The 24,293-nt window shown below is 55.1% G+C and carries 20 protein-coding genes and 1 pseudogene; 15 read left to right on the forward strand and 6 right to left on the reverse strand.

Annotated features, from left to right (window positions below; genetic code table 11):
• Positions 1-25: 25 nt before the first annotated feature.
• The 9 genes and pseudogenes from KB892_RS11440 (at position 26) to KB892_RS11475 (ending at position 9,338) form a co-directional block, all read left to right on the forward strand.
• Positions 26-907 carry a LysR family transcriptional regulator gene (locus tag KB892_RS11440; protein ID WP_002906016.1) on the forward strand — a complete coding sequence of 294 codons (882 nt, stop codon included), beginning with the start codon at positions 26-28 and terminating at the stop codon, positions 905-907.
• 403 nt (positions 908-1,310) lie between these two features.
• Positions 1,311-2,546, forward strand: a complete 1,236-nt coding sequence (locus KB892_RS11445) for a PTS sugar transporter subunit IIC (RefSeq protein ID WP_014343100.1) — start codon at positions 1,311-1,313, stop codon at positions 2,544-2,546.
• Between the two features lie 50 nt (positions 2,547-2,596).
• Positions 2,597-5,209: a family 78 glycoside hydrolase catalytic domain gene (locus tag KB892_RS11450; RefSeq protein WP_014343099.1), complete on the forward strand. Its 2,613-nt coding sequence runs from the start codon at positions 2,597-2,599 to the stop codon at positions 5,207-5,209.
• Between the two features lie 42 nt (positions 5,210-5,251).
• A complete protein-coding gene (locus KB892_RS11455) occupies positions 5,252-6,196 on the forward strand; it encodes an AraC family transcriptional regulator (protein ID WP_004180047.1) in 945 nt (314 codons plus the stop codon).
• A gap of 186 nt (positions 6,197-6,382) precedes the next feature.
• Positions 6,383-7,378: a carbohydrate porin gene (locus tag KB892_RS11460; RefSeq protein WP_014343098.1), complete on the forward strand. Its 996-nt coding sequence runs from the start codon at positions 6,383-6,385 to the stop codon at positions 7,376-7,378.
• Positions 7,356-7,667, forward strand: coding sequence for a hypothetical protein (locus KB892_RS31115; protein ID WP_014343097.1), 312 nt, complete (start codon positions 7,356-7,358; stop codon positions 7,665-7,667). Before KB892_RS11460 ends, KB892_RS31115 begins: the two co-directional genes overlap by 23 nt.
• Before the next feature lie 32 nt (positions 7,668-7,699).
• Positions 7,700-8,655, forward strand: a pseudogene (locus KB892_RS11465) (alpha/beta hydrolase fold domain-containing protein).
• Between the two features lie 35 nt (positions 8,656-8,690).
• Positions 8,691-9,014, forward strand: a complete 324-nt coding sequence (locus KB892_RS11470) for a PTS sugar transporter subunit IIB (protein WP_004180042.1) — start codon at positions 8,691-8,693, stop codon at positions 9,012-9,014.
• A 9-nt stretch (positions 9,015-9,023) separates the two neighbouring features.
• The gene (locus KB892_RS11475) at positions 9,024-9,338 is read left to right on the forward strand and encodes a PTS lactose/cellobiose transporter subunit IIA (RefSeq protein WP_004180041.1); all 315 of its coding nucleotides are present in this window, start codon (positions 9,024-9,026) and stop codon (positions 9,336-9,338) included.
• A gap of 40 nt (positions 9,339-9,378) precedes the next feature.
• On the opposite strand, the gene KB892_RS11480 is transcribed toward KB892_RS11475, so the two are convergent.
• Entirely contained in the window at positions 9,379-10,785 is a 1,407-nt protein-coding gene (locus tag KB892_RS11480; RefSeq protein ID WP_004143698.1) for an MFS transporter, read from the reverse strand.
• A gap of 587 nt (positions 10,786-11,372) precedes the next feature.
• Between KB892_RS11480 and KB892_RS11485 the strand changes: the two genes are divergently transcribed.
• Both KB892_RS11485 and zapE read left to right on the forward strand, forming a co-directional pair.
• Entirely contained in the window at positions 11,373-12,053 is a 681-nt protein-coding gene (locus KB892_RS11485) for an MgtC family protein (protein WP_002906011.1), read from the forward strand.
• A gap of 97 nt (positions 12,054-12,150) precedes the next feature.
• Positions 12,151-13,212, forward strand: coding sequence for a cell division protein ZapE (gene zapE, locus KB892_RS11490; protein WP_025403899.1), 1,062 nt, complete (start codon positions 12,151-12,153; stop codon positions 13,210-13,212).
• Between the two features lie 34 nt (positions 13,213-13,246).
• Here zapE and katG read toward each other — a convergent pair whose 3' ends face one another.
• Complete coding sequence (gene katG, locus KB892_RS11495) at positions 13,247-15,424, reverse strand: catalase/peroxidase HPI (RefSeq protein WP_004176050.1); 2,178 nt, start codon at positions 15,422-15,424, stop codon at positions 13,247-13,249.
• Between the two features lie 268 nt (positions 15,425-15,692).
• Positions 15,693-16,625: a LysR family transcriptional regulator gene (locus tag KB892_RS11500; protein WP_004200013.1), complete on the reverse strand. Its 933-nt coding sequence runs from the start codon at positions 16,623-16,625 to the stop codon at positions 15,693-15,695.
• A gap of 99 nt (positions 16,626-16,724) precedes the next feature.
• On the opposite strand from KB892_RS11500, the gene KB892_RS11505 reads away from it, so the two are divergent.
• The 4 genes from KB892_RS11505 to KB892_RS11520 all read left to right on the forward strand — a co-directional run bounded on the left by KB892_RS11505 (position 16,725) and on the right by KB892_RS11520 (position 20,604).
• Positions 16,725-17,159 (forward strand): DMT family transporter, encoded by a 435-nt coding sequence (locus tag KB892_RS11505; protein ID WP_004200008.1) that lies wholly within the window; start codon positions 16,725-16,727, stop codon positions 17,157-17,159.
• A gap of 9 nt (positions 17,160-17,168) precedes the next feature.
• Positions 17,169-17,645 (forward strand): DMT family transporter, encoded by a 477-nt coding sequence (locus tag KB892_RS11510; RefSeq protein ID WP_004200007.1) that lies wholly within the window; start codon positions 17,169-17,171, stop codon positions 17,643-17,645.
• 198 nt (positions 17,646-17,843) lie between these two features.
• On the forward strand, positions 17,844-19,754 hold the full coding sequence (gene mrdA, locus KB892_RS11515; protein ID WP_004200006.1) for a penicillin-binding protein 2: 1,911 nt from the start codon (positions 17,844-17,846) through the stop codon (positions 19,752-19,754).
• A gap of 112 nt (positions 19,755-19,866) precedes the next feature.
• On the forward strand, positions 19,867-20,604 hold the full coding sequence (locus KB892_RS11520; protein WP_004200004.1) for a glutamine amidotransferase: 738 nt from the start codon (positions 19,867-19,869) through the stop codon (positions 20,602-20,604).
• Here the strand turns inward: KB892_RS11520 and pqqF are convergent.
• The 3 genes from pqqF to pqqD are packed head-to-tail and all read right to left on the reverse strand — an operon-like array spanning position 20,601 to position 24,293.
• Positions 20,601-22,886, reverse strand: a complete 2,286-nt coding sequence (pqqF, locus tag KB892_RS11525; RefSeq protein ID WP_004200002.1) for a pyrroloquinoline quinone biosynthesis protein PqqF — start codon at positions 22,884-22,886, stop codon at positions 20,601-20,603. The two genes, KB892_RS11520 and pqqF, sit on opposite strands and share 4 nt — an antisense overlap.
• Positions 22,886-24,028, reverse strand: coding sequence for a pyrroloquinoline quinone biosynthesis protein PqqE (pqqE, locus tag KB892_RS11530; RefSeq protein ID WP_004199999.1), 1,143 nt, complete (start codon positions 24,026-24,028; stop codon positions 22,886-22,888). The genes pqqF and pqqE overlap by 1 nt, the downstream gene beginning before the upstream one ends.
• A complete protein-coding gene (gene pqqD / locus KB892_RS11535) occupies positions 24,015-24,293 on the reverse strand; it encodes a pyrroloquinoline quinone biosynthesis peptide chaperone PqqD (protein WP_004143686.1) in 279 nt (92 codons plus the stop codon). The genes pqqE and pqqD overlap by 14 nt, the downstream gene beginning before the upstream one ends.

Genomic DNA, 24,293 nt, shown 5'->3' on the forward strand with positions numbered 1-24,293 from the left:
CGGCGGGGTTCAAACGGGAAAGAGAATGGATATTAAGCAACTCAAGTATTTGATCGCGCTCGATCAGACGCGCCATTTTGGCCAGGCGGCGGCGGCCTGTCATATTACCCAGCCGACGCTCTCCATGCGCATTCGTAACCTGGAAGAGGAGCTGAACCTGACGCTGATCCAGCGCGGCCAACGCTTTGAAGGTTTTACCCCGGAGGGAGAGCGGATCCTGGCCTGGGCGCGGGCGGTGCTGGCCGCTCATGACGGCCTGGCGGCAGAGGCGGCCATCTGTCGCGGGCAGATGGTCGGCCAGCTGCGGGTCGGTATGGTGCCGCTGGCGAGCCTCAATCCGATGCAGTTGATTAAACCCCTGGCGGAGAAATATCCGGCGCTGCAGTTCAGCCTGTTGTCGATGACCTCGGAGCAGATTATCGATGGCGTCAGCCGTAATCAGCTGGATCTGGGGATTTGTTATCTGCAGCATCTGGATGAAGGTCAGTTCAAGATTGCTCGCTTGCCGCAAACCCGGATGGGGCTCCTGCACGATAAACGCCATTTCGACTTCAGCGCCGGGACGCCGGGATGGGAGACGCTGGCGACGCTGCCCCTCGGCTTTTTGACCAAGGGGATGTATTACCGGGAATCGATTGAAATCAGCTTTAAGGCCAAAGGGCTAACGCCGAGGTATGTCTTCGAAAGTGATTCGACGTTTCAGATTATCCAGGCGGTGCAGGCGGGGATCTGCTGCGCCATTATGCCGCTTAACAACGGCCTCGAAGCGCTAAGCGATAATCTTGAAATTCTGCCGATCGCCGAAACCCATGTTGATTCACAGCTGGCGCTGATTATGCGCCAGCAGGAACCAGTCTCGACCCTGGCGGAAAAATGCTTCGCCGAGGCGCAGGGGATATTTGGCTGAGGCCGGGCCGCCGACCTGGCGGCTTGTCACTAAAATGCCTAAACGCCCCTCTGATGGGAAAGTGTCAATATAGCCCCGGTGATGCTGGACCGTTGGTAAAAGTGGTATTGCGGCGCCGCTTAATGCTGTCCAGAAGTTACAAGCCTTAATGACAATTTTTTATCCCTCCTGCAGTACACATCACAAATATTAACTATGGCAACAGCCGTCATTTAAGTTAACAACAACCGATATGTATTACTCCCTAATGATATATTAGGCTGACTTCCTGGTTAGATTATGATGCATTAATGTCATGCCGGCATATGAATTCTTAAATGAATATGTCTGAAAACTAATAATATCACGGACTGTTTACATGTCATCTCATACCAACATTGTACAAGAAAAGGCTTTGCAACTGATGCAAAGTATTGGTCAAAATACCTACCTTAAGTCAATCATGAGCGGTATGATGCTCATATTGCCAGTAACGATCATGAGTTCTGTGGCGACTTTGGTTAAAGTGTTTCCGTTTGCTCCATATCAGGATTTTTTGTTACGACACAACTTAACTCGCTTCTTTGATATCCCGATTACCTTCACGAATAATTTTTTAGCCGTGATTGTCGCTTTCTCCGTTGCCTATACGCTAGCGAAAAATTTCGATGTTGATGGCTTCATGTCAGGCCTGATTTCAATGATCTCTTTCTTTATTTTAACGCCGTATGATCTCGGTGAAATAGGGCCGTTAGGGCAATCATTTTCAATCCCTGGCCAATGGCTGGGGCCCATGGGGCTGTTTACCGCCATTCTGGTGGCGATAATTTCAACACGAATATTCGTGGCGATAACTCGCAAGGGGTTGATTATCAAAATGCCAGAAAATGTCCCTGAATTTATCTCTAAATCGTTCTCTTCATTGATTCCAGGAATCGCCATCCTGACGCTGTTTACAATTATCTCCGCAGTCATTACCAGCGTTGGTTATGGGAGCATTCACGAAATTATTTATAAATTAATCCAGGTTCCGCTAACATCACTTGGATCCGGAATCTGGTCACTCATCTTTGTTGCTGTTGTTGCGCAATTGCTATGGTTTTTTGGGCTGCATGGCCACGCTATCACCCTCGGTATCGTAGCGCCGATCTGGTTTGCCATGGATGCCCAGCAGCTTGCTGCGTATGCTGCAGGCGTCGACTTACCCAACATCACCGGCTTTGCGTTCTTTATGACTTATGGCGCTGCTGGAGATTTATTGCCGCTGGCTATAATGCTCGCTTTTTTCGCGAAGAGCGCACGCTATAAAACGCTCGGTAAGATCGCCTTGCCGCCAGCTATCTTCACCATTGGCGAACCGATGGCTTATGGCGTGCCGCTGGTAATGAATTTTACTCTGGCGATTCCTTATATTTTTATCAATGGCATCATGCTCGGCATTGCATGGTATCTAACGGTCATTGGCGTATTGCCTCGCGTCGCTGGGGTGAGTACCCCGGCCGGCATGCCGATCATTATTTCTGGTTTTATGCAGGGGAGCTGGAAAATTGCCGCTTTCCAATTTATAGGACTTTTTGCGCGATTTGCAGGATGGTATTTCTTCTTCAAGACTGCCGATCTTGTCGCTTGCCGGGAAGAAAATCAGACGGATACCATTTGAATGCTCCTTAAAAAAATGCCAGCAACGCCAATTTAGCCATGGTGGGAAAGATGTTAAGTATCAATTACCAAACGGAAAACATTATTGTCGATCATCTGCCAATTATGGTGTGCTGGTCTACCAATTATCCTCAAAAGTCATTTTCGATAAAAGTGTATAAAGGTGCCGAACTGGTATCTCTTATCGCAAGAGAGGGTAATAATACAATTGTCACTCTCGATGCAATATCGTTACAAAGCTTTACTTCTTATACCATAGAAGTCCTTACCCACGGTGACAATGGTGAGAACAACGTTTTCAGAAACAGTTTTACAACCAGTAATCTTGGCCATTTTTCTGGCCGCTGGGTGAGCGGTGGGCATCACTTCACTAATGATATTCATTACTATCGCGGTAAACGTAATGTGGTGATGAGAAAAAAAATTTATCTCGACGAAGACCTCCTCGATGCCTATATCAGTATTGTTGGTCTTGGTTTTTATAAATTGTATATCAACGGTAAAGAGGTCACACGCGGTGAGCTCAATACTGACTGGACAAATTATGCTAAAATTATTTATTATGATACTTACAATATAAAGCCGTTTATTAATCAGCCGAAAAATGAAGTCATTGTTGAGCTAGCCGATGGCTGGTTTAATCCAGCACCGCTTAAATTATTTGGTAAATATAACCTGAGAGAGACCTTAACCATCGGTGAACCACAGGTCATCGCTGACATTTATATGAGGTTTGCAGATCGCGAAATGATCATCGGTAGTGATGCCGACTGGCAATATTGCGAAGGCGCTTATACCTTCAATAATATCTATTTGGGCGAACGCCTGGATATGAAACTGTTTCGCGGAGACAACACCACCGATTTGCTGATGCCTGACTGGAAAAATGTGGTGCTGAGCAACGGGCCTGAAGGCCGTCTGGTCTCGAGTTTTATTCCGAAAATTAACCATACGTTGTCCCTCGGGGCAGAGCATATCCACGTCGTAGACGAAGAGACATTCATTATTGATTTCGGTGCCATCGTCACCGGATTTATCGATTTATCCATTACCGCGTCTGAGAATCAACGTGTGGAACTGCTCTATAGCGAAAACGTTGATGAAAACTACGAACTAAACACTGACTCCACCCTTGCGGGATTTGTCGGCAAACAGGTTACTGAAGGTGTGATTATTGACGGCGGAATTGGAGCACCGGCGAGGGCGGAGCAGAAGGATGCCTTTGAATGCCGCAGTGGGAAGAATCATTTTATCAATGCCTTTACCTGTCATTCGTTTCGCTATGTGCAGTTAAGCGGTATTAATATTGAACAATTAAACAACGTTCAGGCGCTTTCAGTACATACAGTACTAAGGGAAAACGGGGGCTTTTACTGCTCAGATCCTTACATAAATAAGCTCTTTGAGGTTGCTAAAAGAACCAAACTGAATAACATTCATTCGGTCTTCGGGGATTGTGCCCGCGAACGTTTCGCCTATGGCGGAGACATTGTCGCGTTGGCCCGGTCGCAAGTGTATCAGTTTGACTCTGCCGCTATTTATAAGAAAACTATCTTTGATTTTATCAATGATATTCGTCCCTGTGGTGGTGTGACGGAAACTGCGCCATTTATGGGAATTAAGACTAATGGAGTCGGCGGGGAAACGGGCCCCCTGGGCTGGCAACTGGTATTACCTTATTTGATAGCCATTCACTATCGACATTATGGCAATGTCAATCTGCTGGCCGAAAGCTTGCCATTTCTTGAGAAGCAGATCCTCTCCCTGGAAATGCGCGACTTTGATGACCTGGTGACCTGCTGCCTGGGTGACTGGGGAAGCCGCGTTCATGATATGCGTAATTACAAAAATGGCTCGCCAGCTCTCCATTTCACCAGTGCTTGTTTCTATTATTATCATTTGTTAATTATCGCAAAAATATGTGATGATCTTGGCTTTAAAGAAAAATGGCTAAAATATATTGGCAAGGCCAATAAAATTAGAGAGAAAATTTTATCACTCTATAAGAATACGGATGGCAGCTTTGCCGATCGCAGTCAGACCAGCTTTGTTTTTGCAATCTACTTCGATTTGTGTGATGATATCGAGAGTTCATTGAATGCATTGATCGATCTCATCAAAAAAGAGCAAAATGTTATCACTTGTGGGATTTTTGGCCAAAGTTTTGCCTATGAAATATTTCATCGCTATGGTCATAATGAATTAATCCTTGAATGGTTAAGAGTCGAAGCCGGATTCAAGAAAATGCTTAAAAATGATGCCAGCACATTGAAGGAATTTTTCGGTGATAACCTGAATGGTTCGAATAATCATGCGATGTTCAGTTCTTATTCCAGTTGGCTGTTTCAGGCTTTGGGCGGCATTACCGTCGCTGAGGAGGCGGTTGGTGCTGATGTTATTTTAATCAGTCCATCCTTTACTGACACGATTAACTTTGTGGATTGCTGGCATCAAACCATCAGAGGGCGTATTGAGTGTCGCTGGCGGCGCTATAAAAAAGGCATAGAATTAGTCATCAAAGTGCCATTTAACCTCAAAAAATGCACTCTTAAATTACCAAAAGTGTATCAACTTAATAAACAATTACCTGCGCCGATAGACTGTGATACCTATCATCACTTTTATGACATTACCGATGCAGGTGAGATAAAAGTACTATTGTAATGATAGTGCATACCCAAACGTTCGCTCCAGTTAGGTACTTTTATGTTACACCATGATATTCATGAAAAGCTACTGGCTTATACCGATAGAGAACTCGAACTGCTTCGCGCTAACTATCAACTGTGTCATAAATTCAAAAGCCATATGGAGCGAAGGTTTTTCAAAGACAACTACATTCATATTGAAAAGCAGACCCGATTTACTAAAATTCCGTTGCATTCTCATGGCTTTATCGAGCTTATTTATATATATCAGGGTAAAATGCATCAGAAGATTAATGAAGAAAGTCTCACTTTAGGTAAGGGGGAGATCCTGCTTATCAACCAGTTTGCCAGACACGAAATTGAAGCCGCAGGGCAGAATGATATTATCATCAATTTTATTATTAAGACCGAATTTTTCGGTCGACTCATGTCCCTTTTTGACGAAAATAACATCATTTCCCGTTTTATCCTTTCAGCAATTAATGGCAGAAAAAAACATGGAGAGCATATTCACTTTAAAGTGGGGGAAATCGACGCAATTCAAAACATTATGCATGTCATCATTAGCGAGATCTACAGTAATAACCACTTAAAAGAGATACGCGTCAATTTCCTGGTGGGACTGTTGATGACCGAACTGCTCTCGAATGTGCAAGCCAGCGATTACCATATCAACGGCAGTTACAATGAATCACTTGCCATGGCCGTGTTGAGATATATTGATACCGATTATAAAACTGCCAGCCTGAAAGAGATCTCCTGTCGTTTAAATCAGCCTAATTATAAGGTGAGTAAACTGATAAAAGACTTCACTGGTAAGAACTTTAGCGATTTGTTGGTTGAAAAACGCCTGGATGTGTTGATCCATCTCCTTAAGCATACTAATCACTCTATTATTGATGTTATTAATATGACGGGTTATGAAAACGCCTCGCATTGTTATAAGGTATTTAAAGAGAAATATAATATGAGTATTAAGGAGTATCGTGATCTGAACTCCTGAATAGTAAATTGGCTCACAGCGTTCCTGCTATTGCATGTTTTTGTAATAAGTAAAATCGGCAACAACCGATATATAAAAAGGCAAGCTGGGTTATAACACGGGTGGTATTCTTTAAATAAAATCAGATAAGCAATAAAAATAATAATTTTATTTATTTTATATCTCTTACCCGATGGAGTCTGAAGAATGAACCCCAGAATTATTATTTCAGGTGTTATCTCATGTTTTCTGCCTGCGACCTTATGCCATGCGGCCAATCTAAGCGACGACGGCAGCTTCCAGTTAAATGGATATGGCATGGTGGCTGGAGATTTTCAGAGCGAACTAAACCGTCCCAAAAACATGTCGTTGCATACCGATCCCACCGGACCTAATCAGGATCCTCGTGGCAAAATGGGCGATTTGGGAAACAGTTTCTGGCACGATTACTGGACATCGCTGGCTATCACTAAAAAATGGCAGGGGCTGGCTTCTCCCGAGCAATGGGCTGATTACACCTATGAAATGGTGGGTTACGGCGATAAAACGGTAGAAACGGCACAGAATTATGGGCGCTTTGGTGGGCTCTCTTTTCTTCCCGAGGGCGCAAACATTTGGGCTGGGCGTCGTTACCTCGATCAACGTATTAATATCTTCGCTTACAATACCAAAGAAGTACATATTGATTCCGGCCTCGGTTATAACAGTAAGAATTTTGATTTGAACGTTGGTACCGACCAGATCGACTGGTCCAGCGATACCGCGCCGCAGGCGATAGAAGGCTCGCGGCGCATCGTTGATATGGCTTATCGTATCGATCAGACAGAGCTGGGTATGACCTATGTTAAAGAAATTGATGACCCGTTGGGCACTGGCAAGCAGAAAGCAATTAGTTTTTCCGCGAAATACAGCATGCCGTCTTTTTGGGGAGTGGCAAAGGGACAATCGACAGTCAAATTACAGTATGGTAAAGGGGTTATTGCTCCTTATCTGAACACCAGTCGTATTACCGTCCTTAGCGAAGAGGGCGATTGTTCAATGCGTTTTTCCACCGACGGAAACTTGACGTTATTTGATGATTTTGCCGTCTCGCCGGCTTTCATCTATGAATATACCAAGCGTGAAAAAACTGCTGACCGAACCACCTTTATACCTGATACAGGTTATTCAGGGGGGGGACATGACCTATGGTTCCGCAAATGAAACCGGGATCTTTACCGGCGTAAACGTTAAACAAAACATTCATCACCAAAATCTCTCCATGTTGTATGAAGTCATGGTGAATAACACTATCAATAAAAATGGCGTCGAAGGTGCCAGCGGCGTCGGCTACAAAATTGCCGCCGGCCCGGCCCTGCAACTGGATGTTTTACCGTATGTCGCGCCGATTCTCAGTTTGACGGTTACCTACGCAGGCGGGGACAAAGAGGTCACGTTATTGCCGGAAGACTCGGAGTGGCGAGTCGGGTATCGAATGGAAGTCTGGTTCTGAATCATTACTACATCACTACAGGATATTACCCTATGAACAAACACGTCGCTGCTATGCTGACGATGCTTATTATTCCGTCTGCTTTTGCACAAACACCTTTAACAGACAGCAAAACTATCGTTATTAAACCCAGCGCTCTGGCCGTCGAGATGGTGCCTGATATTGCCTATTCATTTACGCAAAATATCATGGGACGACCGCTCCAGTTAACGATGGATTTGCTCAAGCCTTATGCTGATAAACCGTTACCCGCAGTAGTATTTATTACCGGCGGCGGCTTTCTCGATGCGCCCAAATCAAAATTCATCGGTCAGCGGGTCGATATTGCCCGGGCCGGTTACGTCGTCGCCAGCATTACCTATCGGGTCGTACCCAATGTGACTTTCCCGGGCATGGTTGAAGATGCGAAAACGGCGGTCAGATTTTTACGCGCCAATGCTGAAAAATTAGGCATCGATCCCAACCATATCGCTGTGATGGGCGAGTCGGCGGGTGGGTATTTAGCCGCCATGGTGGGTACCACCAGCGGCCATAAGGAATTCGACCAGGGAGAGTATTCAAATCAAAGCAGCGATGTGCAGGCGGTGGTTGATCTCTATGGCCTGTCCGATCTGACGAAAGTCGGGGCTGACTTTTCCGCGGTCATTCAAAAAGCGCATCAGTCACCGGCCATACCAGAGGCGATGCTGGTTAATGGTATTCCCTGGCAAGGCGGTGGCGCGATCTCCGCCTATCCCGAAAAGGCGAAACGGGCTAATCCTATCACCTGGATTTCGAATAAAACGCCGCCTTTTCTGCTAATGAACGGCGATGCCGACAATGTGGTTTCACCCAGCCAGTCAACGCTTTTACACGAGGCGCTGGTAGCGAAAAAAATACCGTCCACCCATTACGTGGTGAAAGGGGCGGATCACGCAGGTTTGATGTGGTATCAGCCTGAAGTATCAAAAATTATTATTAATTTTTTAGACCAAAATCTCAAAGATAAGCATCAATAATACGTTACAGGAACAGGTAAATAAGATGAAAAAAATATTTTTGTGCTGCGCTGCCGGCATGTCAACGAGCATGGTAATGAATAAAATGAAACAAGCGGCCGCGGCGCAAGGCATTGCTGTCGATATTATTGCTGTTTCAATGGATGATTTTGATCGCACGTTACCAAATTACGATTGCTGTCTTTTAGGGCCGCAGATCAAATATAAATTCGAAGAATTTAACAAAAAGGCCGCTGCGGTGGGCAAGAGAGTCGCCGTTATCGATAGCATGGATTACGGCATGATGCGTGGCGATAAAATTCTTGCTGCGGCGCTGGCGCTGCTGGATGAACCTTCACTTAACAAGTAGGGAAACCGTATGGATATGGAAGCAACCGTCATGGAACTCATCATTAACGCCGGTGAGTCCCGCAGTCTGGCGATGCAGGCGCTGCAAGCCGCCAGAAAAGGAGTGTGGCAGGACGTTGATAGGCTGATGCAGGACGCCGCAGATGCCGCAAAACGCGCGCATGATGTACAAACCATGCTTATCGGTATGGATGAGGGCTGTGGCAAAGTACCGGTTAATCTTATTCTGGTACATGCCCAGGATCATATAATGACCTCTATGCTTGCGCGGGAGTTGATCGCGGAGCTTATTGAGGTTCAGCGCCAGCTGCAACATCGCAACTGATAAAATATGTCGCCGCCGTCACCCTCGGCGGCGACCGCCATCAGATATTCTCCAGACGAATGCCCCGCGTTCTCGGGCCGAAGATCCCTACCGACAGCATCACCATCAGCATACTGACGACGATAAAGCTAATTACTCCCGGCGTGCCGGCGTATTGCAGAATAATGCCGATCAGAATGCTGGTCACCGCGGTCGAGAGCCGGCTGAACGAGTAGCAGAAGCCGACGGCGCGGGCGCGAATATGGGTCGGGAAGACCTCGGCCTGGTAGGCGTGGTAGCTGATGGTCAGCCAGGCGTTGGACCAGGTGATCATAAACCCGCAGATCACCAACAGGATCGGACTGTTTTGCAGAGCGAACAGGGTGCCGAAGATAACGGTCATCAGCGCGGAGAGGACAATCTGCCACTTGTTTTCAAAACGATGCACGAAGCGGGTGCAGAACAGACAGCCCAGCGGATAGGCGAGGGTGATAAAGAAGGCGTACAGCAGGCTATGGGTGATGCTGGCGCCCTGACCGGAGAGCAGCGCCGGCAGCCAGTTGCCAAAGCCGAAGAAACCGATCGCCTGGAAGAAGTTCATCACCATCAGCATCAGGGTGCGCTGCCGATACTGCGGCGCCCAGATTTCGCGGAAGGTGCCGCGTTTGACGACGCTCTGTGCCGCATGCGCATGCTTTGGCGACGGCGTCAGGCCGCAGCGGGCTTCCATCTCACACATCACCGTATGCGCGTCATCATGCCTCCCTTTGCTTTCCAGCCAGCGGGCTGACTCCGGTAGCTTTTTACGGATAAACCAGATCGCCAGCGAGAACAGTGCGCCAAAGATGATCACCCAGCGCCAGCCGCTGAGGCCGAACAGGGTGGTCGGCACCAGCATCCAGGACATCAGCGCCACCGCCGGAACCGAGAGGAACTGGATGAAGAAGGCAAAGGCAAAGGCTTTATTGCGCAGATGGGTTGGCACCCATTCGCTGAGATAGGTATCAATGGTCACCAGCTCAATGCCGAGGCCGATCCCCACCAGAAAGCGGAAGAAGATCACCCCTTCCGCGCTACTCTGCGTCGCCATCAGCAGCGAAAAAAGACCGTACCAGGCGAGCGCCACCATAAAGGTCAGGCGGCGGCCCAGTTTGTCCGCCAGCGGCGCCAGCAGACTGGCGCCGATAAACAGCCCCATAAAGGTGGCGGAGGCGAAGGCCGCCTGGTCGGCGATGCCGAAGATGCCCGCCTGTCCGGTGTGGAAAATGCCCTCCGCCAGCAGGCCCGCGCTGATATACCCGGTCTGGAAGAGATCGTAGAGCTCAAAGAAGCCGCCAAGTGAGAGCAGGGTAATAAACGACCATAACCCAAATGAGGCGGGCAGCGCATCAATGCGTCCGGTTAAGCTGGCGTGCGGTTGTCCTGGCGAAGCATAGGGCGTTTCGCCGAGAACCTGGGTGGTAGACATGGTGTTGTGTTCCTCAGGAAGAATGGTTTGCCTGCTAATGTTAATTGATTGTTAATAGTTTTAAATTTTTAATCCTTAGCCTTAGCGACATTCTTTAGCGTAAGATCGCGCTGGGGAGACATAAAGTTGATATTCATGCTGGTTTTCGCCGCATCCCAGCGAAGGAATTGAAGTAAATCACCGCTGACGGCATTTTAGTCGCCTGGCGATGTCACGCTACGCAGGACCCGCGAAAGACAAACTAAACGAATCGTCACCGGCGGCGTTTTCGTGCTTTACCCATCATTACCCCGGGCTATAATGTGCCCACTTTTATTCAGGAGTCATACGTTGGACAGTCACCCTTATTGCGATTTTCCGGCAAGCTAACGCGATCATTTCGCTGCTTGCCGTCCCGGCGGGCAGCAATCTCTCAGTTCCGGATTGCCTCCCTCAATAATTTATGCGCCATTGAGCGCGAGAGGCAGCGTTATGTTTATGTTTTCCAGACCCTTATTTCCTCCACCATCATCCACCGGCTAATCGCCCGGCGCGGCTGAGCGCTACATCTGTAATTTTTGGCTTTCTGTTTTCTGGAGGAAGGCGCGATGGTATTTCCTTATATGACACATTTACTCGCGGCAATGTTGTTGGGGGCGCTGATCGGCGCGGAAAGACAGTGGCGACAACGTATGGCCGGTTTACGCACCAATGCCCTGGTGGCCACCGGCGCGGCGGTGTTTATTCTCAGCGCGATGTCGGCCTCGCCGGACAGCCCGGGGCGTATTGCAGCGCAGATCGTCTCCGGTATCGGCTTCCTTGGGGCAGGGGTGATTATGCGCGATGGTATGAACGTCCGCGGCCTCAATACCGCCGCCACGCTGTGGTGTTCGGCCGGGATCGGCGTACTCTGCGGCCTGGGACAGTTCTGGAACGCGACGGCGGCTACGCTGATTATTCTGTGCGCCAATATCCTGCTGCGCGAGGCGGCGCAGCGCATTCATGCCTTGCCGGGGGCCGGTGACGAAGAGAAACGCTATGTCTTACGCGTCACCTGTCTGCGCGAACATGAAAATGCCGTGCGTCAGCTGTTGCTGAATATTGCGCAGCAGCAGCGGTTTACCCTGCAGGGATTGCAGTCGGCGGCGGCGGACACAGCGGACCATCTGGAGATTTGCGCGCAGCTGATTAGTCATAAGCAGCACCAAAAAACGCTGGCGCAAATTATGGCGCAAATGGGCGTTCAGCAGAACGTCACATCGGTGCACTGGCGTGTCGGAGAGGCGTAGGGGCTGGCGGCGGAGCAGCGGAAATGGCCGCTCGTCGCGCGATTCGCCATCCCGCGGGAAAGCGGCTAGAATGGCCTCCTCGCAGGAGGTTATAAGAATGTTAAATAATGGATGTGTACCCTCGGAATCTGGTCCCACAGAGGTGACGGCTGATTTTCGTTTTACCCGCGTGATGGCCGAGCAGGCGGCGCGGGCGCGTCTGACGCTGGACGACGATCAGCTGTCACTCATCGCCCGCCTTGACGCCCTCGGTCAGCAGTTGGTGTCCACGACAGGCAGGCCGCAGGGGGTATACGTCTGGGGACGTACCGGGCGAGGGAAAAGCTTTATCCTCGACCACTTTTTCGCCAGCCTGCCGCTCGCCGCCAGGCGGCGGGTCCATTTTCATCACTTCTTCCGCGAACTGCACCAGCGGCTGAATGCCCCCGGAGCGCCCGACCTGCAGACGGTGATGAGGCAGATGACATCCGGTTGCCGCCTGCTATGCTTCGACGAATTTCATCTGCACGACCCCGGCGACGCCATGCTGATTAAAGCCTTGCTGGAACACCTCTTTCAACACGGTATCGTGCTGCTGGCCACCTCAAACTACCCGCCGGAGATGCTGCTGCCCAATCCGCTGTATCACGATCGCTTTTTACCGTCGATCGCGCTGATCCGCGCCCATCTAACGGTGGTGGCGCTGAACGGCGAGGAAGATTATCGCGAACGGCATCTGAGCCAGGATAACGCCTTCTGCAGCGGGCGGATGTGGGTTAATCCGAATGCACAACAGCGTCAGCTGTATGACCTGCCGTCGCTGCCTGGCGAACCGGTTTCGCTGACGGTAGGCTATCGCACGCTGCTGGCGGCCGCGGCGTCGCCCGCGTTGCTGCACTTCACCTTTACCCAGCTTTGTCAGGCCGCCACGGCGGTGATGGACTATCTGACGCTCTGCGAAAGCTATGCCGTCTGGCTACTGGACGAGGTGCCGCCATTGGCTACGGTGGGGCCGGCGACCCAGCAGCGCTTTATCAATGTGATTGATGTGCTGTATGAAAAGCAGATCCGCCTGCTGCTGGTGACCCGCTGCGACCTGGAGACGCTGGTGGCAGGGGTGGAACTGGAGGATATTCAACGAACGCGGAGTCGCCTGCAACAGCTGCCGCGGGCGGTATAAGAAAAACGCCCCGGCGGGAGCCGGGGCGAGGGGATTACAGATCGAAGCGGTCGAGGTTCATCACCTTGGTCCAGGCGGCAACGAAGTCATGCACCAGCTTCTGCTGCCCGTCGGCGCAGGCGTACACTTCCGCCAGGGCGCGCAGTACCGAGTTGGAGCCAAACACCAGATCCACGCGGGTGGCGCTGTACTTCGCTTCGCCGGTTTTACGGTCGCTGCCGGTAAACAGCTCCGCGTTATCATCGGCCGCTTTCCAGACGGTAGCCATATCAAGCAGATTAACGAAGAAGTCATTGCTGAGCACGCCGACGCGGTCGGTAAACACCCCGTGTTTGCTGCCGTCGTAGTTCGCGCCCAGTACGCGCAAGCCACCGACCAGCACGGTCATTTCCGGGGCGGTTAGCGTCAGCTGCTGCGCTTTATCGATCAGAAGGGTTTCCGTCGAGACACCGCCTTCGATACGGCGATAGTTGCGGAAGCCATCCGCCAGCGGCTGCAGCAGATCAAACGACTCGACGTCGGTCTGCTCAGGCAGAGCGTCGACGCGGCCTGGGGTAAACGGCACATTGACGCTGACGCCGGCGGCAGCGGCCGCCTGCTCAACGCCGACCACGCCGGCCAGCACGATAATATCGGCCAGCGACGCTTTGCCGGAGGCGCGCTGGATCGCCTGCAGGGTCGGCAGCACCCGGCTGGCGATGGCGTTAACCGGCCAGTCTTTCTGCGGGGCCAGCGCCAGACGCGCGCCGTTAGCGCCGCCGCGTTTATCGCCGCCGCGGAAGGTGGAGGCGGACGCCCAGGCGACCGAGACCAGCTCACTGACCGACAGGCCGGCGCCGGCGATGGCGGTTTTCAGGCTGGCGATATCTTCCGCGCTCGGCTGATGGGTCGCTGCCGGCAGCGGATCCTGCCAAATCAGATCTTCTTTCGGCACTTCCGGCCCGAGGTAACGGGATTTTGGCCCCATATCACGGTGGGTCAGCTTGAACCACGCCCGGGCGAACGCCTCGTTAAAGGCCTGCGGATCGTTGAGGAAGCGGCGGGAGATTTTTTCAAACTCCGGGTCGAAGCGCAGGGTCAGGTCGGTGACCAGCATGGTCGGTTTGCGCTTTTTCTCCGGGTTAAACGGATCCGGGATAATCTCCGGCGCGTCTTTGGCTTCGAACTGGATCGCGCCAGCCGGGCTGCGGGTCTGCACCCATTCGTATTTGAACAGGTTTTCGAAAAAGTAGTTGCTCCACTGGGTGGGCGTCTGCGTCCAGACCACTTCCAGACCGGAGGTGATGGCGTCCGCGCCTGCGCCGCTGCCGTAGCTGGAGTGCCAGCCCAGACCCTGCGCTTCCAGCGGCGCGGCTTCCGGCTCGGCGCCGACGTGGCTGGTTTCTGCGGCGCCGTGGGTTTTGCCCAGCGTATGGCCGCCGGCGATCAGCGCGACGATCTCTTCATCGTCCATCGCCATATTGCCGAAGGTGGCGCGAATGGCCGCCGCGGCGGACAGCGGCTCGCCGCTGGCGTTCGGACCTTCCGGGTTGACATAAATCAGACCCATTTCGGTGGCACCGATGGCCTGTTTCGCCAGGCTTTCCGGATGACGGTGGGCCAGCCACTCTTTCTCATCGCCCCAGTCGACGTCGAGATCCGGTTCCCAGACGTCTTCGCGACCGGCGCCAAAGCCAAAGGTGCGGAAGCCAGCGTTTTCCAGAGCGACGTTACCCGCCAGCATGTAAAGGTCGGCCCAGGAGATTTTCTGGCCATATTTCTGTTTCACCGGCCACAGCAGACGGCGGGCCTTATCGAGGCTGACGTTGTCAGGCCAGGAGTTCAGGGGAGCAAAGCGCTGCTGTCCACGACCTGCGCCGCCGCGACCGTCAACGGTGCGGTAGGTGCCGGCGCCGTGCCAGGCCATACGAATAAACAAGCCAATATAGCTACCCCAGTCTGCCGGCCACCACTCTTGCGAATCGGTCAGCAGCGCTCTGAGATCAGCCTTCAGCGCGGAGTAATCGAGCTTTTTAAACTCTTCCCTGTAGTTAAAATTCTCACCCAACGGGTTGGAGCGATTGGAGTGCTGGTTTAACAGATCGACACGCAGCTGGTTCGGCCACCAGTCGCGGTTGGCGGTGCCGCTGCCGGCGCTCTGTTTTGGCGTCTCGGCGTGGAAAGGGCACTTCCCGGCGGATGCATTGTTGGATGGGTCGTTAGACGTGCTCATATCAGGCTCCGTTTGCTTTTGTGAATGCCGTTACGATATACACTGCTACCAATAAGCGATATTTGAATGAATCTACGGATTTAATAGCTATTTCCGTTCAATGAAGGGTTAGGCAACCCCCTGGTGGGACCGTGTCGGCCTGGAGATTGAGATTAACCTCATTAGTAACCATAGCCGTAACGAGGCGGCAAAGGAAACGATCCGCGTCAAGCTGGGCGAAGAAATGCTAATTGTTTGAGATATGACAAGTTTTACTACGAAACTCGCATTAGCGCTGCCAGTAGGGCGGCGATCCAAACACGTCGGCAAAATAGTCAATCACTGTCCGCACGTTGAGAGAGGGATGGCGGGTATAAGGATAAATCGCCGCGATATACGATGGCGTGTGGCTGATGGCCGCCGAATAGCGATCCATCAGCGTGACTAATGTCCCGTTGTGCAGCGCCTCGCTGACCATCCAGTCGGGAAATAACACGATCCCCATCCCGCCGATGGCTGAAGTGAGCAGGGCATCGGCATTGTTCGAGGTCATGAGCGGGGTCAACGGATAGTGCACCCATGCCTCTTCGCGCTGGCGAAACAGCCAGCGGTTGGCTCCCTGCGAACCGCCATACACCAGCGTGCAATGTTGATGCAATGCCTCCGGCGAAGTCGGGCTGCCGTACCGTGAAACATACTCCGGGGAGGCGGTCAGGTAATAGCGCTGGCTGCCAAACACTCTGGCGTGATAGCCCGCGTCCGGCAGGCTGCTGATGCGAAAAAGGATATCCGTCGCATCGCGATGGGGATCGATAAAATCGTCGGTCAGCGTCAGGTCAAACTGCAGTTTGGGATGCAGGGCCGCCAGTTCCGGAAGCCAGGGGGCGATATGCCGCTGACCAAAATAGACCGGCGCATTGATCCGCACCAGCCCGCCGGGGACCTGTGCCCGATCCTGTAACGCCCGTTGCGCGTCGGCGTACTGTCCCAGCAGTTCCCGGGCGGACGCTGCGAAAAGGCGTCCTGCTTCGGTCGGTACCACGGCACGGGTGTTGCGGTAGAACAGCTGCTGCCCGAGGGCATCTTCCAGCTGCTGGATGGTTCGCGAGATCAGCGAGGGAGAGACCCCTTCGCGGCGGGCCACTACGGAAAAACTCTGGTTATCGTAAACCGCGATGAAAAGCTGAAGGGCGCGAAAATCGACGCTGCTGGCATCGGCCATCTGTGCAATTCCTGCAATAGTGTTTTCTGCATTATACCGTTTATCGCATCAGCACGCTGTTTTATCCTCAGCCGCCTGTTGTACAGAGGAGGCGCAGTAATGGCGTTATTATTCATTTTATTAGTGATTGCCGGCGGCATGGGATTATCGGTCGAGGCCGGCCTGCTGGGGCCGCTGGCGAGCCAGGTGGGGGATCTGTGGGCAACCATGAGCATCTTTGGGATTGGCGCAGTGTTAACCTTTTTTCTGATGCTCTTTTTCAGCCCGCGTAGCAGCCCGTCGTTCTTTTCTCTGCCCGGCTGGCAACTCACCGGCGGTCTGTTGGGGGCGGGGTACGTGGTGATCTTGACTGTGGCGACGCCGGTGATTGGTATTGCCATGACCATGATCGGCATCCTGGCGGGTCAGATTGCGAAAAGCCTGGCGATCGACCATTACGGGTTATTCGGTAGCCCACGGCGCAAAATCGATCCGCGGCGCGCCATGGCGCTGATGTTGATTATGGCGGCGTTACTGCTGGTGGCTCTGGGTTAAGGAGGGGAAATGGATACGATAGTGATCATTCTGGCACTGTGCGGCGGCGCATTGCTTAGCGTCCAGGCGGCGATAAATGGCCGTCTTGGCAGCCAGGTGGGGGTGCTGCGCAGCGCCTTTTTAACCTTCGCCACCGGCGCGCTGGTGACGGGATTGCTGATCCTGTTTTTTGCTCCAGCGACGTCGGTAAACCTGCTACAGGTGCCTAAGTGGCAGCTGCTGGGCGCATTTTGCGGCGTGCCCTACATCGTCATTATGGTGCTGGCGGTGCAGCGGATAGGCACCGCTACGGCCACCGTGGCGGTGATCTTTGGCCAGCTGACGATGAGCCTGCTGATCGACAACTTTGGCTGGCTGGGCAACAGCACGATGGCGTTCTCGCCGGCGCGACTGGCGGCGGTGATATGTCTGGCCCTCGCGCTGTACTTAATCTATACCTCAGGGAAGTCGGCTACCTCCCACGTGGCGGCCCGCGCAGAACAGTGAGCTGCGCCGACGCGTCGGGCATCGTGAATATAGCCTGACGCGTCACGGGCAAGGTTAAGAATAACGATCCCTCTAACATGCTGAAACATTTCTGCCAGATCATTAGCAACCTTTCAGTAGGGCTGACGCTGCGATAAGGCTATGCTTCCCGGCCGTTACGCCGTTGGCTTTTCCAGTGATTCAGGTGATGTACCGCTAATGCCCCTTTTGAGAGACGAAATTCGCGACCACTCCGCGGAAGAGATGCTGTTTATCCGCCGGGCCGCAATTGCTTTTCTGCTGGTGGTGGTCTGCTTTGGCGTGCTGATCGTTAACCTCTACCATCTGCAGGTGGAGCAGCACGATTTTTACCAGACCCGGTCAAACCAGAACGACATCAAAATGCTGCCCATCGCCCCCAGCCGCGGGCTGATATTCGATCGCAACGGCATTCCGCTGGTGCAGAATATCACCCTGTATCGCCTGCAGGTGATCCCGAGCAAAATTCACGATATGGCCGCGCTGTTGCAGCAGCTGACGCCTATCGTCGACCTGACGCCGGACGACATCGCCAGCTTTCGCGACGATATGCACCACACCAGCCGCTACAAAGCGGTCACCCTCAAGTCAGACCTCAGCGATGTGGAGGTGGCCCGCTTCGCGGTCAACGAATTCCGTTTCCCCGGCGTGACGGTGGAGAGCTACCAACAACGGGAATACCCCTACGGCGCAGAGCTGGCGCACGTGGTGGGCTATGTGTCGAAAATCAACGACAGCGATCTGCAGCGGCTGGCGAAAAACGGCGAAGAGGAGAACTACGCCGCCGACCGCAATATCGGTAAGCAGGGCATCGAGGGCTATTATGAAAAAGCGCTCCACGGCACCACCGGCTATCAGGAAGTGGAGGTGGATAACCACGGCCGGGTGGTGCGTCTACTGAAAGAGGTGCCGCCGGTGGCCGGAAAAAACCTCTATCTGACTCTCGACCTTCATCTCCAGCAGTATATTGAGTCGGTGCTGAAGGGACAGCGGGCGGCGGTGGTGGTGGTCGACCCGCGGGATGGCGGCGTGCTGGCGATGGTCTCCAGTCCCAGCTACGATCCTAATCCGTTCGTCAAAGGTATCGGCTATCAGGCCTATAAATCGCTGCTGGAGAATCCGGACCGGCCGCTGATCAACCGCGTCACCCAGGGGCTATATCCTCCGGCTTCGACGGTCAAACCCTATATGGCGCTGTCGGCGCTCTCCGCTGGGGTCATCACCCCGAACACCACCTTCTTCGGGGCGCCGACGTGGACGCTGCCGGGCACGCAACGCCGCTACCGCGACTGGCTGAAAACCGGCCACGGCATGCTCAACGTGACTAAAGCCATCGAAGAGTCAGCGGACACCTTTTTCTATCAGGTCGCCTTCGAGATGGGCATTGACCGGATCCATGAATGGCTGAGCAAGTTCGGCTACGGCCAGTCCACCGGCATCGACCTTAATGAGGAGTACGCCGGGGTGCTGCCCAGCCGGGAGTGGAAACAGCGGGTGCATAAAAAGCCCTGGTATCAGGGGGACACCATCTCGGTCGGCATCGGCCAGGGGTACTGGATCGCCACCCCGATCCAGATGGTGAAGGCGCTTACCACTCTGCTGAACAATGGTAAAGTACAGGATCCGCATCTGCTCTATTCGATGAAGCAGGGCAACCATGTGGAACGTTATCAGCAGCCGGCGAACCTGCCGCAGGTGGGTGACCCGAAATCCCCGTACTGGGGCATTGTGCGCAACGGCATGTATGGGATGGCGAATCAGCCCAACGGCACCGGCTATAAGCTGTTTCATACTGCGCCGTATCAGATCGCGGCGAAGTCCGGGACCTCGCAGGTCTTTAGCCTGAAGCAAAACCAGACCTATAACGCCAAAATGATCCCGGTGCGTCTGCGCGACCATATCTTCTACACCCTGTTTGCCCCTTATCAGCATCCGAAGGTGGCGATGGCGCTGATTCTGGAGAACGGCGGCGGGGATGGGGTGGTGGCCGGACCGACGGCGCGCGCCATCCTGGACCATATTTTTGTCCCGCAGCAGGCATCTTCGGCGGCAGCCGATGTGCCGCAGCGTGATAGCGCCGATGCCCAGTAAGCGACAGGACTTATTCCGCAGGCGCATCGTCCATAGTAATTGGTTATTTGTCCCATCGTCTTCCCGGCGGCATAGTGTTTTACGGGAACATGACCCGGAGCGAGGAGGAAAGGTGACACGTAACCGATTACTGCTGGTCCAGACCGGCACGCCGCCGACGGCCATTCGCCAGGCGCATGGCGATCTGCCGCGCTGGTTTCGCACGCTGCTGGCGCCGTGGCAGACGCAGCTCACCACGGTGCGGGTGTTTGAAGATGAACCGCTGCCGACGCCGGATAACCAAACCTTAGCGGTGCTAACCGGCTCGTGGGCGATGGTAACCGATCGTCTGGCGTGGAGCGAACGGACCGCCGACTGGATCCGGCAGGCGGTGGCTATCGACATGCCGCTGTTCGGCGTTTGTTATGGTCATCAGCTGATGGCCCATGCCCTGGGGGGCGAGGTGGCGTATCATCCTGGCGGGCGGGAAAGCGGCAGCCAAACCATTACGCTGTCGCCATGGGGTGTCGATGATCCGCTGCTGAGCGGCCTGCCGGCTACATTTCCTGCGCATCTGAGCCATTTGCAAACCGTGACTCGTCTGCCGGAAGGGGCCACGGTGCTGGCCGCGTCCGCCCACGATCCCCACCAGATTGTGCGCTATGGGCCTCACGCGGTCTCTACGCAATTTCACCCGGAATTTACCGCGCCGATAGCCCGTTCGCTGATCCGCCACCGGGAGGCGGTGCTGCAGGCGGAAGGTATTGACGCGCAGCGGTTACACGAAGAGGTGCAGGAGAGCCCGCAGGGCGCGGCGATCCTTACGCGCTTCGTCAGCGCCTTTCTGACCCCGGATGCCCCCGGCCATTAATCCCCTGTCGTGAATAGCACCTGCCAGCGGCGACGCCGGCGGGTCATTTCGCGTGCCAGATCGGCCACCTCTGCAACGCGCAGCGCGTCGACCGCCTGCGGCGTTAGCTCTGGTAAACCATACTCCTGACGCAGGGCGGACAGCGCCCGCGCCTCTGGCGGCCTGCTGGCGCGGATCTGAGCGGCCAGGCGCTGCTGTAGCGGTCTGAAGGTCGCCTCATCCATGGGGGCCAGCTGGCGCAGAAAGTCTTTACCACAGCGCAGCAATTCCCCGGCGCGGCGATCCGGGGACTGGAGCGCCATCAGCAGCCCGTCGCGATCGGCGACCCGCTGATAGCGGCAGCTCACCACATAGCCAATCTGCTGCTCCACCCGCAGGCGCTGGAAAAATAGCGGCTCACAATGCTGCGCCAGCAGCCGCAGGGCCGCCAGCGAGGCGCCATCCGGCAGCGGAATAAAGACCAGCAGCGCCGTATCGCCTCCCGGATAAACCAGACGTTCGACGCCGCGGCGGCAGGGCGCCGGAGCGGGCATCGGCGGATTAACCGGGGCGGTAATCAGGCTCAGCTGACGCGCTATCCACTGCGCATCTTCTGCGCTGCCGCCGGCCAGGGCCGCCAGCCAACCTTTCTGATGCCCGCATGTACCCAGCCGTTCGGGGAGTTGAGCCATGAGATAACGGATAGCGATACTTTCCGGCGGTGGGGTCAGCGAGGCGACCGGGAGCGCGAGCTGCCGCAGGATGGCCTGCAGGATCGCCTCCGGCCGTCGGCCTGGCTCCGGCAGCTGGAGGGTCAACTGCCAGCTGCCGTCGAACAGATGCCACTCGCCGTGTCCCCCGGCATGGCGCAGGGCGGCAAGCTGTGGGCGCAGCTGTTCCCCACGCGCCAGTCCTTCGGCCTGATCGGGCGAGCAGTAGAAGGGCGGTCGCAGCAGGAGCCTCGGCGGCTCTCCCGGTGACGGGAGGTGGAGCAGCGGCGCGGCTTCCTCCGGGCATTTGGCAACGAGATCGCCAGCGGCCTGCGGATAAAAAGCGAACGCCAGCGCCGGGTCAGACTCAGGGCGGCGGCGCCAGCGGCTAAGCGGCAGGCTAAAGCCCTGGGTGGCAACAGGCTCCCCTGGGGAAACGGTCTGACAGGCCAGTCTGACCGACGGGGCGGCCTGCAGGGCGGCGCAAAAATCGGCGAACCCGGCGGGCGGCGCGCCGGGGGCAAAGCCGAATGCCCGCTGGCGCAGCTGATCGAGAGGCGACAGCGCCTGAAAGCGGCGCCGGGATAGCTGATAGTAGTGTAGCTGCTGCTCAGGCGTCGTTTGCTGTAGCGCCTGCAGCCAGTGGGTTATCTGCCGGTCGACCTCTTCCGGCCGGTCGCTGGCGAAGACCAGCGCCAGCCAGCCGAGGTGCCGATCCTGATACAGCCAGTTCAGCGCCACATCCCCGGCCAGCCGGCGCTGGCGCAGGCCGGCCATCAGGCTGCCGGGGGCTTCATCCAGCAAAAACTCGCGCAGTAACGTGACGTTGTCACTTAAAGCGATCAGCGGGCAGCGCCACAGCGCGGGCTGGCTGGAGACCGCCAGCTGCAGTGCAGTGAACTCGCCCAGGCGCAGCGGCGGCGCCGGCGGCGGAGCCTCGCCTGCGGCAAGCCCGGCGGCGAAACGGGCCGCCAGCTCGCCGAGAGCCTCCAGCGACTGCGGCCCCTGCAGCCAGAGCTGCATTCGCCGGGCGACGTAATGGGTGCGGTGAAAATCGCCTAAGGCGGCCTGCAGCGCAGCGAGATCGCCCGCCAGCGCGTCGGCGCTGCCAACCTGAAAGCGGCGAAACGCCGCGGGCGCGCTGGCGGCGTGGCGCACCGCGGCTTCCCGGCGCGATGGCTCATGCTGCTGGATCAGGCGGTACTCGGCGTCAATCACCGCCACTTCGCGCTGAATATCTTCCCTGAGCAGCAGCGGGGCCTGCAGCATCTCCTGTAGACGCGCGACACCATCAGCCAGAGCATCGGCGGCAACCTCGAAAAAGAACGCGCTATGGCGAGCCAGGGTGGTGGCATTCACGCTTCCGCCCTGGCGCTGCACCCAGCCCATCAGTCGGTCATCATCCTGGTAGCGCTCTCCGCCGTAAAACAGCAGATGTTCCAGCAGGTGCGCCAGCCCAGGGAAGCGCGACGGTTCGTGGTGGCTGCCGGCGGCGACCCGCGCCAGGGCAGCCGCACGATCCGCCTGCGGCTGATGGACCAGGGTGGCCTGCAGGCCGCCCGGCAAAGTGACGGTGCGGGTCGCCAGCGTCATTACAGGTCCCGGGTTTGGAAGATCAGCTGCGAGCGGGTACGGTTGCGGAACTGCAGCTGGCTGACTTTTATGTCGCTGCAGGCCGCTTCGCGCCGGGCCTCGAGGATTTTGTGATGATGCGGGGATTTGCTGCACACCGGGTCGGCGTTATCGGCGCTGCCGGTCAGCATAAAGGCCTGGCAGCGGCAGCCGCCGAAGTCCTTCTCTTTTTCATCACAGGAGCGGCACGGCTCCGGCATCCAGTCATACCCGCGGTAGCGATTGAAGCCGAATGAGTCATACCAGATCGATTCCAGACTCTGCTCCAGCACCGACGGAAACGCCACCGGCAGCTGGCGCGCGCTGTGGCAAGGCAGGGCGGTGCCTTCCGGGGTGACGCTGAGGAAAATCGATCCCCAGCCGCCCATGCAGCCTTTCGGCCGCTCTTCGTAATAGTCCGGGGTGACGAACAGCAGGTTGGTGAGGTTGCCGCTGGCGGCCATTTTCTGCCGGTAGTCAGCGACCACCTGCTCGGCGCGGGCGATCTGTTCCCGGGTCGGCAGCAGCCCTTCGCGATTAAGAAACGCCCACCCGTAGAACTGGCAGGTGGCCAGCTCAACGTCATCGGCTTCCAGCTCAATGCACAGCTCGATAATTTTATCGAGCTGGTCGATGTTGTGCCGGTGGAGAACGAAGTTGAGCACCATCGGGTAGTCGCGCGCTTTCACGGCTTTGGCCATGGTCAGCTTCTGCTGGAAGGCTTTTTTGTTGCCGGCCAGCGCGGCGTTGAGCACTTCATCGCTGGCCTGGAAGCTAATCTGGATATGGTCCAGCCCGGCCTCGCTGAAGGCGTCCAGTTTGCTCTCCGTCAGCCCTATCCCGGAGGTGATCAGGTTGGTATAGAACCCGAGGTCGCGCGCGGCGCGGATCAGCTCCGGCAGATCTTTACGGGTCAGCGGCTCGCCGCCGGAAAAGCCCAGCTGAACGCTGCCCATCGCCCGCGCCTGGCGAAAGACCTCGATCCATTGTTCGGTGGTCAGCTCCTTATCCTGCCGGGCGAAGTCCAGCGGATTGGAACAGTAGGGACACTGCAGCGGGCAGCGGTAGGTCAGCTCCGCCAGCAGCCACAGTGGCGGATTGACGGTGGGTTTACTCTGGCTCACGGCAGGTGATCCACTTCTGTTGACAGGCGATCTGCAGGAACTCGATGACGTCGTCATCGACGCCGCCGGCTTCCGGGAAACGTTCATTAAGCATGGCGATAATCGCCGCGACGTCGCGCCGGCCATCGACCAGCTCGAGGATCGCCGCGGCGGTCTCATTGAGTTTGGCCATACCCTCCGGATAGAGGATCACATGGCTCTCCTGGGCGGCTTCCCACTGCAGTCGGTAGCCGCGACGAAAGGCAACGATGGACGTTTTTTGCAT

It is taken from the genome of Klebsiella sp. P1927, from assembly GCF_018204675.1.
GTDB classification, from domain to species: Bacteria; Pseudomonadota; Gammaproteobacteria; order Enterobacterales; family Enterobacteriaceae; genus Klebsiella; species Klebsiella pneumoniae.

Excerpts from the sequence above, each read along its gene's own strand:
- KB892_RS11440 (WP_002906016.1), top strand. The coding sequence starts at position 26 with ATGGATATTAAGCAACTCAAGTATTTGATCGCGCTCGATCAGACGCGC.
- KB892_RS11445 (WP_014343100.1), top strand. The coding sequence starts at position 1,311 with ATGCAAAGTATTGGTCAAAATACCTACCTTAAGTCAATCATGAGCGGT.
- KB892_RS11450 (WP_014343099.1), top strand. The coding sequence starts at position 2,597 with ATGTTAAGTATCAATTACCAAACGGAAAACATTATTGTCGATCATCTG.
- KB892_RS11455 (WP_004180047.1), top strand. The coding sequence starts at position 5,252 with ATGTTACACCATGATATTCATGAAAAGCTACTGGCTTATACCGATAGA.
- KB892_RS11460 (WP_014343098.1), top strand. The coding sequence starts at position 6,383 with ATGAACCCCAGAATTATTATTTCAGGTGTTATCTCATGTTTTCTGCCT.
- KB892_RS31115 (WP_014343097.1), top strand. The coding sequence starts at position 7,356 with ATGACCTATGGTTCCGCAAATGAAACCGGGATCTTTACCGGCGTAAAC.
- KB892_RS11470 (WP_004180042.1), top strand. The coding sequence starts at position 8,691 with ATGAAAAAAATATTTTTGTGCTGCGCTGCCGGCATGTCAACGAGCATG.
- KB892_RS11475 (WP_004180041.1), top strand. The coding sequence starts at position 9,024 with ATGGATATGGAAGCAACCGTCATGGAACTCATCATTAACGCCGGTGAG.
- KB892_RS11480 (WP_004143698.1), bottom strand. The coding sequence starts at position 10,785 with ATGTCTACCACCCAGGTTCTCGGCGAAACGCCCTATGCTTCGCCAGGA.
- KB892_RS11485 (WP_002906011.1), top strand. The coding sequence starts at position 11,373 with ATGGTATTTCCTTATATGACACATTTACTCGCGGCAATGTTGTTGGGG.
- zapE (WP_025403899.1), top strand. The coding sequence starts at position 12,151 with ATGTTAAATAATGGATGTGTACCCTCGGAATCTGGTCCCACAGAGGTG.
- katG (WP_004176050.1), bottom strand. The coding sequence starts at position 15,424 with ATGAGCACGTCTAACGACCCATCCAACAATGCATCCGCCGGGAAGTGC.
- KB892_RS11500 (WP_004200013.1), bottom strand. The coding sequence starts at position 16,625 with ATGGCCGATGCCAGCAGCGTCGATTTTCGCGCCCTTCAGCTTTTCATC.
- KB892_RS11505 (WP_004200008.1), top strand. The coding sequence starts at position 16,725 with ATGGCGTTATTATTCATTTTATTAGTGATTGCCGGCGGCATGGGATTA.
- KB892_RS11510 (WP_004200007.1), top strand. The coding sequence starts at position 17,169 with ATGGATACGATAGTGATCATTCTGGCACTGTGCGGCGGCGCATTGCTT.
- mrdA (WP_004200006.1), top strand. The coding sequence starts at position 17,844 with ATGCCCCTTTTGAGAGACGAAATTCGCGACCACTCCGCGGAAGAGATG.
- pqqF (WP_004200002.1), bottom strand. The coding sequence starts at position 22,886 with ATGACGCTGGCGACCCGCACCGTCACTTTGCCGGGCGGCCTGCAGGCC.
- pqqD (WP_004143686.1), bottom strand. The coding sequence starts at position 24,293 with ATGCAAAAAACGTCCATCGTTGCCTTTCGTCGCGGCTACCGACTGCAG.